The following is a 13,634-nucleotide window of genomic DNA, read 5'->3' on the forward strand; positions in this document are numbered from 1 at the left end:
TTTTTTGTTTTAACAACTTTTTTTAACCAGCATCCGAATAAATCTTCAGCTTTCCGTTATTTAAAATATTATCCAGTATTTTAAAATAATCTTTCTTAGAGCTTTTAATGATATTAACTCCAATACTGCAGTTATCATAAGGTCCGTACATTTTGATATCTGAAACAGAAAACAAGCCTACAGTCGGGGTCTGAACAGCACTGGCTAAATGCATCATTCCGCTGTCTGCGCCAATAAACACATCTGTATGCGCTATCAATGCTCCTATTTCACGAATATCTTTACTATAAAATGTCGGTACCTGAAAAGCAATTTGTGATACATTTTCTATTGGCAAAACTTCAATTATATTATAGTTTCTGTATTGATTTTTTATTGCTTTATAAAAATCTTCCCACCATAATTCTGATAAACATTTTGTTCCTGTTGCGTAGGTAAATAAGCAGATTGTTCTTTTTGAATTATTACCTGTCAATTTCTCCAGTTTTCTTTTTCCGTCAGACAATTCATAAGGGGATAGTTTTAGGTCTAAAGGAGCAATTATTTTATTTCTTTTTGCAACACCCAATTTGGTTAAGTAATTTCTGAAATTATAAATTGGATATTTTGCGATGTGAGCATAGTCGCTTTTTTCCTGAAGGGACGGATCATTTAAATCACCGTAAAATTTATATTTTGCTTTTGAAAAACGAACAGCTAAGCGGCCTGATGAAGAATTATGATCAACATTTATGGCCATGTCGTAAGGCTGTTTTTTTATAGAAATCCAAACCTTTATGTATTCTAATAAATTTTTAAAAGGTTTTTTGGGAAGATGAATTGTTTTATAAACCTGATCATAGTTTTCAAAAATAATGGGCGCCAGCGGACCTTTTACAAACAAATCGATTTTACAATTTGGAAATGTTTCGGCAACTTCCTGAACAAGAGGAGAAATGAGCAAAAGGTTACCAAGCCGTGCATTGGGTCTGCAGATTAAAACTCTCTTGATATCGTTTTTGTCAACCAAAAAAATACCTGTATCTGTTTTTTGTTTACCGATATTCTTAGTGAGGCTACGCATTAAGACCCGTCTAAAGACATTTATTTTTTTTAAAATACTCATGTATCAATAATTTATAATTTATTTGAAAATCACTGCTATTTTAACTTGTTCAAATTAAGCAGTTTAATTCTTTAAAATTATATTCTTATCAATAAGCAATTATTACAAAATTGTAACCAGATGTATCATTATTCGCACTTTTAATATTATTTCGATGGTTAAAAATTTACAAACAGAACTAAATCAGAGTTTTAAAAGCATTAGACCTCTATGGTTACCAAATATCCTTCTGATCCACGAACATTAAAAACAGTTCCGTCTTCAAATATCAGATATTGGCCTTTTATCCCGGTTAATTTTCCATTATAAGAAGGGGTTTTGTCTAAATTAAGACTGGCCACCTTTGCCGGGAAATTTAAAACAGGGTAATTAAGTTCGTAAACATCATTTTTTTCGCTGAAGAAATATTGGCGGACTTCTTCCGGAATCAGGCTTTCAATTTTTACTTTTTCCTGTATTAAATCAAAAGTTTGTGAACTGCTCTGAAGCATTTTTCGCCAATTTGTTTTATCAGTATAATGACTTTTCAGAGCCACCTCGGCAATTCCTGCCAAATAACGATTCGGAACCTCAACAACAGCAATTGCCTGACTGGCGCCCTGGTCAATCCAGCGTGTTGGTACTTGCGTTTTGCGGGTAACACCTACTTTTATTTCGCTGGCCACGGCCAAATACACTACGTGAGGCTGCAGCTGCACTTTTTGCTCATATTCCAAATCACGGTCTGCAATTCCTAAATGTGCCGTACTCAACTCAGGTCTCATAATCCAGTCACCAACTGCAGGGCTGGAATAGAAGCAATCATAACAAAAACCCTGTCTGAAAATTTTTTTCTTTTTATTGCAATTCAGGCATTGATAACCTGCAAAATTAATCTCAATGTCTTTATTCAGTAACTGATTCATATTAAGAAAACTGTCTTCAAAAACCAAATAATACTGAATTGGATTTCCGATTTCTGTTTGCATTTTTGTAAGTACTCCTTGATATGTCATTAGAATTTTAGATTACTGATTTTAAGGTTTAGATTTTCTTTTATAGTGCTTAATTTAATTCTCAATCGAATAAAATTAGAATCTTTACTGGAAATAGAATGGTTTTTTTTACAAAAAAACACTATTTTTGATACAGTGACAAAGTTAATATTTGTCTGTTGATATTCAAATTTTAAATTTCCTGATTTACGATAACCGTATAATCAGTAATCTAAAAAATCCAAAAATTTCCATGCCCTTATCAATAATAAACTCGTTTGCATCCTGGGTTCTTAAGCAAAGGATCCACCAAATAGAGCTCTTTCTAAAATATCCGAATGAAGTTCAGGAAGAATTGTTGCATAATTTATTGACAGCTTCTGAAAATACAATAATTGGAAAAAAATATGATTTTTCGTCTATAAGCTCTTATCAGACTTTTACTGAAAGAGTACCTATTGCGACTTATGAAGAACTGCAGCCTTTAATCGAACGTACACGTCAGGGTGAACAATCGGTTTTTTGGGATACGCCTATCAAATGGTTTGCTAAATCAAGCGGAACCACAAATGCAAAAAGTAAATTTATTCCGGTAAGTAATGAAGCCCTGGAAGATTGCCACTATAAAGGAAGCAAGGATTTACTCTGTTTGTACCTCAACAATAATGAAGATTCTGAATTGTTTTTAGGAAAAAGTCTTCGTCTGGGCGGAAGTTCCCAGATCTACGAAAACAACAATACTTTCTTTGGAGACCTTTCGGCCATTTTAATTGAAAATATGCCAATCTGGGCAGAATTCAGCAGTACACCAAGCAGTAAAACGTCGTTGATGAGCGAATGGGAAACCAAAATTGCTGCCATTATCAATGAAACAAAAAATGAAAATGTAACCAGTTTTGCAGGAGTTCCTTCATGGATGCTGGTTTTAATGAATAAAGTCCTTGAAAATACCGGAAAACAAAATTTATTGGAAATCTGGCCAAACCTGGAAGTTTATTTTCACGGAGGCGTAAGTTTCTCTCCTTATAAAGAACAATACAAAAATATTTTACCAAGCAGTGATTTTAAATATTACGAAATATACAATGCATCTGAAGGCTTTTTTGCTATTCAGGACTTAAATAATTCGAGTGATTTATTATTGATGCTGGATTACGGAATTTTCTATGAATTTATTCCGATGGATAGTTTTGGAGCTGCGGATCAGAAAGCGATTCGTTTAGCCGATGTTGAACTGAATAAAAACTATGCTATTGTTATTACGACCAATTCCGGTTTATGGCGTTATTTGATAGGTGACACTGTTCGTTTTACTTCTTTGAATCCATACAGAATTCGCGTAACCGGAAGAACCAAACATCATATCAATGTTTTTGGCGAAGAGTTAATGGTCGAAAATACGGATCAGGCCATTGCCAAAGCTTGCCAGATTACCCAAACGGAAGTGATTGATTATACTGTTGCTCCTATTTTTATGCAGGACAAGGAAAAAGGCGCTCACGAATGGATGATCGAATTCAAGAAAAAACCTGCTGATGTTGGTCTTTTCCAAAAAGTTCTGGATGAAACGCTTCAGACTTTAAATTCTGATTACGAAGCGAAACGTTACAACAATATGACTTTAAATCCTTTGGTGATTAATGTTGCCAGAGAGAATCTTTTTTATGACTGGCTGAAAGAAAGAGATAAACTTGGCGGTCAGCATAAGATTCCGAGACTTTCTAACCAGAGGGATTATTTGGAGCAGCTTAAAGAGATGTGTAAGTTAAAAGTATAATCGCATGAGGGATAGAAGTGGAAATCCTTTTTGTTTTTTCTTTAAAAACAAAAAGATTGGAACGGATAGCCCGGCCCGGAGGGACATGCTCAAATAAAAAACCTCAGCTTATATTTAAGACTGAGGTTTTATTTTTTTATTTTGAAATAGCCTTCTCGCAGATATTTATCGTTCTTCGAAATGATAAAAATGAGTTGAATTTAATTTGTCAGGCTGAGCTTACTTTAAGCTCTATTTACGCTTAAATCCCTTCGACTTCGCTAAGGGTGACAATCGAATATTACATCATATCAATATATCTGTCGTGGTATCCTAACAAGTATAAAACACCGTCGAGACCTAAACTTGAAATGGAAGTTGAGGCGCTTTCTTTTACTTTTTGTTTGGCGTGAAAAGCAATTCCCAAACCGGCTAAATTCAGCATTGGCAAATCGTTTGCTCCGTCACCAACTGCAATGGTTTGATTGATATGAATGCCTTCTTTTTCTGCAATGGCTTTTAGGTGTTCCGCTTTTTTTTGTCCGTCAACAATGTCACCTATATATTTACCCGTTAATTTACCGTCTATTATTTCTAACTTATTGGCATGAACATAATCTATACCCAGTTCTTTTTGCAGGTATTCTCCAAAATAGGTAAATCCTCCGGAAAGAATTGCAGTTTTATATCCATAATATTTCAGGGCTTTCATCAAACGATGTGCGCCTTTTGTTATCGGTAATTTCTCAGCAACTGATCTTAAAACATCTTCACTTAAACCTTCCAGCAAAGCCATACGCTGTTTGAAACTTTCGTTGAAATCAATTTCGCCGTTCATGGCCAGTTCTGTAATCGCTTTTACCTGATCACCTACTCCGTTAAGTTCTGCCAGCTCATCAATTACCTCTGCCTGAATTAATGTCGAATCCATATCGAAACATACCAGACGTCTGTTTCTTCTGTAAATATTGTCTTCCTGAAACGAAATATCAACATCAAGAGTTCGTGAAATCTGCATAAAACTGGCCGTCATGACAATTTTATTTACGATTTCTCCTGTCACAGACAATTGTATACAAGAGCGTGGATTATCTTCTTTTTCGATAATAGACGTTCTCCCTGTCAGCCTGATTATAGAGTCGATATTCAGGTTTTGATCCGATAATATTTTAGTTACTGCTGCCAGTTGTGAAGCTGCCAGTTTTTCGCCCAGAATATTAATAATATAGCGTTGTTTTGATTGTGATTTAACCCATGATTCGTAATCGTCAATAGAAATTGGAATAAACTTAACTTTTACTTCCAATTCATATGCTTTAAACAATAAATCTTTTAAGACTGGTGCGGAAGATGAGCCTGTTTTGATTTCAAATAAAATACCTAAAGACAGTGTATCGTGAATATCGGCCTGGCCTATATCTAAAATAACGGCATCATAGGTTGCCAAAACTGCTGTTAAACCTGCTGTAACTCCGGGTTTATCGTGACCTGAAACTTTTAATAAAATAATCTCTTTATCTTCTGTTGTCATTTTTTCTTTATTGATTAAGAAGCGACAAAAATCGGTAATCTATTGATGATAAAAAAGAATAATCCTTGTTTTTTTAAACACAAAAAGCACATAAGAATGTGCTTTTTGAAATAATTTAACAATTATGATTCAGTATTAGAATAACATAACTTTTGTTTTTCTTTTGACACGAATTCCACAAATTACTGTGTGAAAATTTGTGAATTCATAACAGGGAAATTATTTAGCCGGGTTTTCATCAAAGTTGACCATCCAGCTTATCTCAAATTTATCCTGAAGCATTCCAAAGTAAGCACTCCAAAATGTTTTCTCCATTGGCATATACACTTTTCCTCCTGCAGAAAGTCCGTTAAAAATCCTGTCTGCTTCCTCTTTACTTTCTACGTTTACAGAAATTTGAAAGTTGCTTCCAACAACTACATCTCCATATCTCGGGTGACTGTCACTTCCCATCAAAATTGTATTTCCAATTGGGAAAGAAACGTGCATAATTCTGTTTCCCTCTTCTTCAGAAAGTCCTTCACTACCACCATCCTCTGCCGGCGCCTCGTTAAATTTTCCGATATAGGAAAATTCTCCGCCAAAAACTGATTTATAAAATAGAAATGCCTCTTCGCAATTTCCGTTAAACATTAAATAAGTGTTAACTGTTGCCATATTCTTTGTTTTATTTTTGTTCAGATAATTCTTTTACTGTTTCTAATCCTTTTGGAAAAGCTTCTTTAAAATAATCGAGATATTTTTCGACTACATCAACCTGCGCAACCAAATTGGTAAATTCGTCATCGGCATTTAACCGGTATGTTTCCATTGCGCCGCTCCATTTTTTGGTTTCTTCGTTAAGAGGCAGTTCTTTAAAGTCTTTTATTTCTCCTATATGCTTAAAAGCCATATATTGATTCGGAATCTTAGTTTCAATTATACTGTTCATTCCTTCTCCGCCGGGAGACATAAAATGTATTTTATCTCCTTCGTTCCAGTCACTGACTGCATACGAACCTTCACAAAAAGCTCCCGTCCATTTTTTATATGTATCATCATTCCATAAAACAGACCATACTTTTTCTACCGGAGCCTTAATCCTGATTGTAAATTCTAGTGTTTCCATATTAATGTGGGATTTTACTAAGATCCATGTACAAAACATTCCAGCGATGCCCGTCAAGATCGGCAAAAGCAGCTCCATACATCCAGCCCTGACTTTCGGCAGGAGGAGCAAAAACATTTCCACCGGCAGCTTTTACTTTTTCAATCAGTTCGTCGACTTCTTCTCTGCTTTCAGCATCAATCGAAATCAAAATTTCTGAACCTGATTGCGTATCGGTAATTTTGTTTTGGGAAAAACTTTCAAACAAAGTTTCTTCAAACAACATTACTACAAAGTGTCCGTCACCCACCAGCATACAAGTAGAAGTTGGTGTATCGTGTTGCTGATTAAAAGAAAAACCAATTTTCCAGAAAAAGTCTTTTGCTTTTGCTACATTTTTTACAGGCAAATTCAACCAAATTTGTTTTGTCATAGTTTCTTTTTTTAAGTTATACTTTCTACATATTTTTTAAAATTATCCAAAATAGCCTGCCAGCCGCCACGCTGCATTTCTTCCGGATTTTGTGTTTCGGGGTCAAAGCTTTCTGTAATTTCTACTCCGTTTGGAGTTTCTTTAAAAGTAATTTCTGCTTTTCTGCCATCACCCATTACATATTTTATAGCTTCATTTTGTTTCACCACAGTATATTCTCCCCAAAAATCAAAACTCATACTGCCGTCTTTTGCCGCCATAGTTGTTGAGAATTTTCCGCCTGCTCTTAAGTCATTTTCTGCATGAGGCGCATGCCAGTCCGGCGATGCAAAAGCCCAGTTTTTTATATGCGCAGGTTCGTTCCAAAATTCCCAGACTTTGTCTATTGGTGCATTAATCGTGGTTTGTACTGTTATCATTGTTACAATAAAATTAAAATTGATTTTGTTTTACTTTATCCTAAAAATTTTCGGCGTAACGTTTAAAATTATCTATAACTGCCTGGCACCATTCTTTCTGCATACTTTCAGAATCTTGTTTCTGAGGTTCAAACGCTTCTGTAAGTATTACTACATTACCGTTTTCTTCAAAATGGATTCTTGCCGTTCTGTTATCTTCCAGCTTATATTCTATTAATTGATTTTTCTGCACTTTGGTATATATGCCTTCAAAATCAAAACCTGAGCTCTGATCTTTAGACATCATTGTAAATTTGAATTTGCCATCAATTCTCAGATCGTTCTTTGCATGTGATGTTTGCCAGTCTTCACCCGGGGTATTCCATTTTACAATATGTTCTGGCAAAGTCCATAATTCCCAAACTTTTTCTATTGACGTGTTAATTTTAGTTTGTACTGAAATCATCTTACATATTTGGTATCTGGCTTTCATCCATGCAAAAGATTTCCCAATGATGCCCCTCTAAATCAAGAAAAGTTCTCTGGTACATCCATCCATAATCTTTTGCTTCTCTATAATTGGTTCCGCCTGCCTTAACTGCCTTTTCAATCATTTCATCTACCTGTTGTCGTGTTTCCACAGAAATAGAAATAAGAACTTCGCTGGTTGTAGCGCTATCGCAAATTTGCTTATCTGTAAATGTTTGGTAAAATTCTTCAACCAAAAGCATGACGTTAATATTTTCGCCAATGATCAGACAAGTTCCTTTGTCATTAGTAAATTTTTGATTAAATGAAAAACCCAGCTCAGTAAAAAAAGTAATCGAACGTTTTAAATCTTTTACGGCAAGATTTAAGAAAATTTTTGTTTTCATATTTATAAAATTACAAATTATTTAAAACAAATGTAAAATTTTAAACAATCCATAATAATACAATAAAAGTCATTTTTAGGGTCATTTAAGACAAATTATATATTTTTGTAAGAAGTAACTTTTTTGAAAAAGCAAAAATCATGAGCAAGAAAACAGGTTTAATCGTACCACACGATTATAAATTATTGAGCATAGCAGCTATTTTAGAAGTTTTTGAAACGGCTAATAAACTATATAAAGGAGACGAAAAACCTTTTGATATTATGATTTTTCAGTCTTCAGAACAGATTAGCGAGAAAGAATTATTTGGCTATGAAGTTAAGTCCATAGAAAAATCTGAAGAAATTTTAGATCTTATTCTGATTCCAGCTTTTACAACAGATAATATGAGCGAGATGATTGCCAAGAATAAAAAGTTTATTCCGTGGCTTCAGGAACATCATAAGTCAGGAGCCGAACTGGCGAGTTTTTGCACTGGTGCTTTTTTATTTGCTGCTTCCGGTTTATTAAATGAAAAACTGGCCACAACCCATGTTGATGCCTGCAGTGCTTTTACAAAAGCTTTTCCTCTGGTAAAATTAAAATCAGAAGAAACCTTAACGGCAGATGGCAGTTTGTATACAAGTGGCGGGTCAACATCGACTTTTCATTTACTGATTCTTTTGGTTCAGAAATATTGCGGAAACGAAATTGCCGTTCAGATTGCCAAGATTTTCTCGATTGATTTAAACAGATACAAACAAAGTTATTTCAGCACTTTCAGACCGAATCATTTACACAATGATACTTTGGTTGCTATGTTGCAGCAGAAAATAGAAAATCATTACAGCACAATAGAAAAACTGGAAGAAATCACCAAAGATATTCCGACGAGTGCACGAAACATGACACGTCGTTTTAAACAAGTTACAGGGATTCCACCAATTGAATATCTACAGAATATCAGGGTTGAAAGCTCAAAAAAGTATCTGGAACAAACCCAGCTTTCTATCTCTGAAATTATCGAAAAAACAGGTTATAACGATCCCAAAGCGTTTAGAAAAGTATTTTATAAAATGGTCGGAATGAAGCCTATTGAATATAGGGAGAAGTTCAGAGTGCAGTAATTTTTATCAGAAGCAGAAAAAATTTGTTTTAATAAGAACCACCCGTCCTGCTCTACACTATATCTTTTGTTGTCTCCCGAGGCTTCGGGACCACAACAAAAGGATGCCGTTCCGATCAGGGCTAAAAAGAAAATTTCATTTTTACAACTCCATAAAAAAACCTGTCCAACTAAATGAACAGGTTTTTAATTATTTTGAAAAGATTACTTAATTAAGAAGCAATCTCCATTCTCTTCAATAAATTTTTATTTAAAGTATGTTCTGCATAATCTCTGTCGATTGTCAAAACTTTATCGTCTGAACTTGGCAATTCATACATTGCGTCAGTTAAGATTGCTTCGCATAAAGAACGTAATCCACGAGCTCCTAATTTGTATTCTAATGCTTTATCTACAATAAAATCCAAAGCTTCATCAGTAATACTGAATTCTACTTCATCCATCAAAAATAACTTTTGATATTGTTTGATTAAAGCATTTTTTGGCTGAGTCAAAATGGCACGCAATGTTTCTCTGTCTAAAGGATCCATGTGTGTTAAAACCGGAAGACGGCCAATAATTTCAGGAATTAATCCAAAATCTTTGATGTCTTTTGGAATAATATATTGCAATAAATTGTCTTTATCAATATTATCTACATTTTTTGAAGTAGAATATCCAACTGCCTGACGGTTTAAACGTTTAGAAATAATACGTTCTACTCCATCAAAAGCACCTCCTGCAATAAACAGGATGTTTTGGGTATTTACCTCAACAAATTTCTGATCGGGATGTTTACGTCCTCCTTTTGGCGGTACGTTTACAACTGTTCCTTCTAACAATTTTAATAATGCCTGTTGTACACCTTCACCCGAAACGTCACGCGTTATTGACGGATTATCGCTCTTGCGGGCGATTTTATCAATTTCGTCAATAAATACAATTCCTCTTTCGGCTTTGGTTACATCATAATCTGCAGCCTGTAATAAACGTGTCAGAATACTTTCAACGTCTTCACCTACATAACCTGCTTCTGTTAAAACTGTTGCATCAACAATAGCCAAAGGAACGTCTAACATTTTTGCGATAGTTTTTGCTACCAATGTTTTTCCTGTTCCGGTCTGGCCAACCATAATGATATTACTTTTTTCAATCTCCACTTCATCGTCCAGTTGCTGTTGCATTAAACGTTTGTAGTGATTGTAAACCGCAACCGACATTACTTTTTTTGTCTGGTCCTGTCCAATAACATATTGATCTAAGAAAGCTCTGATTTCTTTTGGTTTCTTTAAAATTAAGTCCCCAACTAATTTTGTGCTTCCACTTGATTTTAATTCTTCTAATACAATTCCGTGTGCCTGTTCAATACATTTATCACAAATATGTGCATTGATACCTGCAATTAATAAATTAGTTTCTGGCTTCTTTCTTCCACAAAACGAACATTCTAATACTACTTTTGCCATTCCTTATTTAGTTGCTAAGTTGCAAAGATACTAAGTTTCTGAGATTTTATGATTTAAAGCTCAAAAACTTAGCACCCCATTAACTTTAATATTTTTTGTTTCAGGTTTAAAATGTTTCAGGTTTCAGGTTAACGATTGCAACCTGAAACCTGAAACCTAAAACTTTAGACTAATTTTTAGCTTCTTTTTAAAACTTCATCAATCATTCCGTATTCTTTAGCCTCGTCAGCTTTCATCCAGTAATCACGCTCACTGTCTTTGTGTACTCTTTCAAAAGTTTGTCCTGAGTGCTGAGAGATAATATTGTATAATTCATCTTTCAGTTTCAACATTTCGCGTAAGTTGATTTCCATATCTGTAGCAACACCTTGTGCTCCTCCCGATGGCTGGTGAATCATTACTCTTGAATGTGGCAATGCTGAACGTTTTCCTGCAGCTCCGGCACATAATAAAACGGCTCCCATAGAAGCTGCCATACCTGTACAGATTGTTGCTACATCCGGTTTAATGTATTGCATTGTATCATAAATCCCCAAACCAGCGTAAACGCTTCCTCCAGGAGAATTTAGATAAATTTGAATGTCTTTTGAAGCGTCAGCACTTTCTAAAAATAATAATTGCGCCTGAACGATATTTGCGATTTGATCATCAATACCTGTTCCTAAAAAGATAATCCTGTCCATCATTAATCTTGAGAAAACATCTAACTGAGAAACATTCAGCTGACGTTCTTCTATAATATATGGAGTCATGTTAGTTGGGTTCATCGCTGCTACGATTTTGTCATAGTACATTGCGTTTACTCCCTGGTGCTTTGTAGCAAATTTTTTGAATTCTTTACCGTAGTTCATATTTAAGTGTTCTAAGTTTTACGTTTATCTTTATATTCTTCCATCAAAGGTTATACCTATTTCAAAAGGATGTCAATTTGTCTTCTTTTATTTTGTTTCAGGTTTGTTTTTGTTTCAGGTTTCAAGTTGTATGCTTGATGTGTAGTTAACTTGAAACTAAACAACATGAAACCTGAAACAAAAGAAAAAGCGTCAAAAGAAAAAATCTCTTGACGCTCAAATATAATTATTTTAGAAATTATTCTCCGTAAGAAGCGGCAATAAATTCTTCATAAGTTACTTCTTTAGTTGTAGGGTTTGCTTTTTCTTTAAACAAATCTAACAATTTAGCTGCTACAACCTGCTCAGAAAGTCTTTTCACTTCTTCCTGGTTAGATAAAACTCTGGCAACAATTCCCTGAACTTCTTCGTCAGTTGGGTTTGTTTGTCCAAATTGAGCCATTTGTTGTTTGATAGCGTTTGTTGTAAAAGCTTTCAAATCGTCAAATGTAATCTGGATGTTACTTTGAGCCATTGCTTTTCCTTCAATTAATTGAAAACGTAAACCTTTTTCTGATCTTGCGTATTCAACTTCAGCTTCTTCTGCAGAAAGTTTTTTCTCTCCAACAGTTTGTAACCATTTTTTAAGAAATTCTGACGGTAAATCAAATTTTGTGTTTTCGATAAGGAAATCCTGAACGTCCATCAATAATTTTTGATCTGCCTGTTGTGCAAATTGAGATTCAGCATCTTCTTTAATCTTCGCTTTTAAATCTTCAAGAGAAGCTACTTTTCCTTCACCAAAAAGTTTATCAAATAAATCTTGATTCAATTCTGCTAATTCTGCTCCGTTGATTGCTTCAATAGTAAAGTTTACTTCGATATCTAAACCGTGAACATCATCATGAGCTACTTTTAAGTAATCCATTAATTGGTGATCATCTTCAAATAAACCTTTTGTGCTTACTGTAACAACATCTCCAACTTTTTTACCAATGAATTTGTCTCCTGCTTTTTTATTGAAAGCAGATACAGAAATTGTAGTTGTATTATTGATCCCTTTTTCTTCATTTGAGAAAGTTCCTGTCAAATCAGAGTCAGCAACAACTTTGTCCTGAGGAATTGCTTTACCGAATTGTTTTTGGATACGTTCTACTTGTCCGTCGATTAATTTATCATCTGCAGTAACAATATATTTTACGATATTGTTTTTAGCCTCAAGATCAATTTCGAAGTTTGGCACTAAACCAATTTCGTATTCGAAAGTTAATTCTTCAGCATCCCAATCAAAGTTTTCGTCTTCTTTTGCAAGAGGAGTTCCTAAAAGATTTAATCTTTCAGATTGAACAAAACGCTCTAAAGCCAAATCAACTACTTTCTTAACTTCTTCCTGCTTAATAGCTTTTCCGTATTGTTTTTCAACAAGATCTTTAGGAACTTGTCCTTTTCTAAAACCTTTAACGGTTGCCAAAGGCATTTTTTCGTTTATTCTTTTTGCTACCTGACCTTTATAATCCATGTGAACAACTGTCATTACAATTGTTTCATTCACAGCGTCTTTTGCTACTCTTTTAATATCCATCGTCTTCTTTAATTTACGTAATAAAATTGGGTTGCAAAATTATAAAATTTTTGCAACCCAACCAAGTTTTTAACCTATTGTATTTATAAGGTATTTTTAATCCTTTTTGTGTTTTCTTTTATTTGTCGTCTCTTAATATTTTATAAGTAATAGACTGAAGAACAGATAGTATTACACTAAATAGTAAAGCTGTCCAGAAGGAATCTACTTTAAAACCTCCCACAATATTTGTGCACAGCAAAATAATGACTGCGTTAATCACTAATAAAAACAAGCCCAAAGTAATAACCGTTACAGGCAGTGTAAGGACAACCAATATTGGTTTTATAAAAAGATTAAGCAATCCTAAAACGACTGCAACAATTACAGCTGTACCAAAACTTGCCACATGAACTCCTGACAAAATATTCGCTATTAACAAAACCAGTGCTGCTGTAACAAGGAGTCTAAGTATTATTTTCATAACTTTTTCTTTTAAAATTTTAATAAAAGTAATAATTTTTTATCTAACCT

The 13,634-nt window shown here is 34.2% G+C and carries 15 protein-coding genes; 2 read left to right on the plus strand and 13 right to left on the minus strand.

Translation table 11 applies throughout. The features are described 5' to 3' along the window. Positions 1-22: 22 nt before the first annotated feature. Positions 23-1,063 (minus strand): glycosyltransferase family 9 protein, encoded by a 1,041-nt coding sequence (locus tag DCO46_RS05695; RefSeq protein ID WP_243416258.1) that lies wholly within the window; start codon positions 1,061-1,063, stop codon positions 23-25. Between the two features lie 242 nt (positions 1,064-1,305). After that, complete coding sequence (locus tag DCO46_RS05700; RefSeq protein WP_116751599.1) at positions 1,306-2,100, minus strand: DUF2797 domain-containing protein; 795 nt, start codon at positions 2,098-2,100, stop codon at positions 1,306-1,308. A gap of 232 nt (positions 2,101-2,332) precedes the next feature. On the opposite strand from DCO46_RS05700, the gene DCO46_RS05705 reads away from it, so the two are divergent. Continuing rightward, positions 2,333-3,856 carry a GH3 auxin-responsive promoter family protein gene (locus DCO46_RS05705; protein ID WP_116751665.1) on the plus strand — a complete coding sequence of 508 codons (1,524 nt, stop codon included), beginning with the start codon at positions 2,333-2,335 and terminating at the stop codon, positions 3,854-3,856. A gap of 280 nt (positions 3,857-4,136) precedes the next feature. Here the strand turns inward: DCO46_RS05705 and serB are convergent, their stop codons facing one another. The 7 genes from serB to DCO46_RS05740 form a co-directional block, all read right to left on the minus strand. After that, a complete protein-coding gene (gene serB / locus DCO46_RS05710; protein ID WP_116751600.1) occupies positions 4,137-5,366 on the minus strand; it encodes a phosphoserine phosphatase SerB in 1,230 nt (409 codons plus the stop codon). 219 nt (positions 5,367-5,585) lie between these two features. Beyond that, positions 5,586-6,023: a VOC family protein gene (locus tag DCO46_RS05715; RefSeq protein ID WP_116751601.1), complete on the minus strand. Its 438-nt coding sequence runs from the start codon at positions 6,021-6,023 to the stop codon at positions 5,586-5,588. Between the two features lie 10 nt (positions 6,024-6,033). Then, on the minus strand, positions 6,034-6,474 hold the full coding sequence (locus DCO46_RS05720) for an SRPBCC domain-containing protein (RefSeq protein WP_116751602.1): 441 nt from the start codon (positions 6,472-6,474) through the stop codon (positions 6,034-6,036). A gap of 1 nt (position 6,475) precedes the next feature. After that, positions 6,476-6,886 (minus strand): VOC family protein, encoded by a 411-nt coding sequence (locus tag DCO46_RS05725; RefSeq protein WP_116751603.1) that lies wholly within the window; start codon positions 6,884-6,886, stop codon positions 6,476-6,478. An 11-nt stretch (positions 6,887-6,897) separates the two neighbouring features. Next, on the minus strand, positions 6,898-7,305 hold the full coding sequence (locus tag DCO46_RS05730; RefSeq protein ID WP_116751604.1) for an SRPBCC family protein: 408 nt from the start codon (positions 7,303-7,305) through the stop codon (positions 6,898-6,900). Between the two features lie 40 nt (positions 7,306-7,345). After that, complete coding sequence (locus DCO46_RS05735) at positions 7,346-7,750, minus strand: SRPBCC domain-containing protein (protein WP_116751605.1); 405 nt, start codon at positions 7,748-7,750, stop codon at positions 7,346-7,348. Position 7,751: 1 nt separating this feature from the next. Further along, a complete protein-coding gene (locus DCO46_RS05740; RefSeq protein ID WP_116751606.1) occupies positions 7,752-8,159 on the minus strand; it encodes a VOC family protein in 408 nt (135 codons plus the stop codon). Positions 8,160-8,299: 140 nt separating this feature from the next. On the opposite strand from DCO46_RS05740, the gene DCO46_RS05745 reads away from it, so the two are divergent. After that, entirely contained in the window at positions 8,300-9,265 is a 966-nt protein-coding gene (locus DCO46_RS05745) for a GlxA family transcriptional regulator (protein ID WP_116751607.1), read from the plus strand. A gap of 211 nt (positions 9,266-9,476) precedes the next feature. Here DCO46_RS05745 and clpX read toward each other — a convergent pair whose 3' ends face one another. The 4 genes from clpX to DCO46_RS05765 all read right to left on the minus strand — a co-directional run bounded on the left by clpX (position 9,477) and on the right by DCO46_RS05765 (position 13,584). Beyond that, positions 9,477-10,709, minus strand: coding sequence for an ATP-dependent Clp protease ATP-binding subunit ClpX (gene clpX / locus DCO46_RS05750; RefSeq protein WP_116751608.1), 1,233 nt, complete (start codon positions 10,707-10,709; stop codon positions 9,477-9,479). Between the two features lie 176 nt (positions 10,710-10,885). Then, positions 10,886-11,560 (minus strand): ATP-dependent Clp endopeptidase proteolytic subunit ClpP, encoded by a 675-nt coding sequence (gene clpP, locus DCO46_RS05755; RefSeq protein WP_116751609.1) that lies wholly within the window; start codon positions 11,558-11,560, stop codon positions 10,886-10,888. Positions 11,561-11,798: 238 nt separating this feature from the next. Further along, entirely contained in the window at positions 11,799-13,121 is a 1,323-nt protein-coding gene (locus tag DCO46_RS05760) for a trigger factor (RefSeq protein WP_116751610.1), read from the minus strand. Positions 13,122-13,239: 118 nt separating this feature from the next. Continuing rightward, positions 13,240-13,584 carry a phage holin family protein gene (locus DCO46_RS05765; RefSeq protein ID WP_116751611.1) on the minus strand — a complete coding sequence of 115 codons (345 nt, stop codon included), beginning with the start codon at positions 13,582-13,584 and terminating at the stop codon, positions 13,240-13,242. Between the last annotated feature and the right edge of the window lie 50 nt (positions 13,585-13,634).

It is taken from the genome of Flavobacterium sp. HTF (assembly GCF_003105115.1).
Lineage (GTDB): Bacteria > Bacteroidota > Bacteroidia > Flavobacteriales > Flavobacteriaceae > Flavobacterium.

Bases quoted from the DNA above. Each gene is read 5' to 3' on its own strand.
- DCO46_RS05695 (WP_243416258.1), bottom strand. From the start codon at position 1,063: ATGCGTAGCCTCACTAAGAATATCGGTAAACAAAAAACAGATACAGGT.
- DCO46_RS05700 (WP_116751599.1), bottom strand. From the start codon at position 2,100: ATGACATATCAAGGAGTACTTACAAAAATGCAAACAGAAATCGGAAAT.
- DCO46_RS05705 (WP_116751665.1), top strand. From the start codon at position 2,333: ATGCCCTTATCAATAATAAACTCGTTTGCATCCTGGGTTCTTAAGCAA.
- serB (WP_116751600.1), bottom strand. From the start codon at position 5,366: ATGACAACAGAAGATAAAGAGATTATTTTATTAAAAGTTTCAGGTCAC.
- DCO46_RS05715 (WP_116751601.1), bottom strand. From the start codon at position 6,023: ATGGCAACAGTTAACACTTATTTAATGTTTAACGGAAATTGCGAAGAG.
- DCO46_RS05720 (WP_116751602.1), bottom strand. From the start codon at position 6,474: ATGGAAACACTAGAATTTACAATCAGGATTAAGGCTCCGGTAGAAAAA.
- DCO46_RS05725 (WP_116751603.1), bottom strand. From the start codon at position 6,886: ATGACAAAACAAATTTGGTTGAATTTGCCTGTAAAAAATGTAGCAAAA.
- DCO46_RS05730 (WP_116751604.1), bottom strand. From the start codon at position 7,305: ATGATAACAGTACAAACCACGATTAATGCACCAATAGACAAAGTCTGG.
- DCO46_RS05735 (WP_116751605.1), bottom strand. From the start codon at position 7,750: ATGATTTCAGTACAAACTAAAATTAACACGTCAATAGAAAAAGTTTGG.
- DCO46_RS05740 (WP_116751606.1), bottom strand. From the start codon at position 8,159: ATGAAAACAAAAATTTTCTTAAATCTTGCCGTAAAAGATTTAAAACGT.
- DCO46_RS05745 (WP_116751607.1), top strand. From the start codon at position 8,300: ATGAGCAAGAAAACAGGTTTAATCGTACCACACGATTATAAATTATTG.
- clpX (WP_116751608.1), bottom strand. From the start codon at position 10,709: ATGGCAAAAGTAGTATTAGAATGTTCGTTTTGTGGAAGAAAGAAGCCA.
- clpP (WP_116751609.1), bottom strand. From the start codon at position 11,560: ATGAACTACGGTAAAGAATTCAAAAAATTTGCTACAAAGCACCAGGGA.
- DCO46_RS05760 (WP_116751610.1), bottom strand. From the start codon at position 13,121: ATGGATATTAAAAGAGTAGCAAAAGACGCTGTGAATGAAACAATTGTA.
- DCO46_RS05765 (WP_116751611.1), bottom strand. From the start codon at position 13,584: ATGAAAATAATACTTAGACTCCTTGTTACAGCAGCACTGGTTTTGTTA.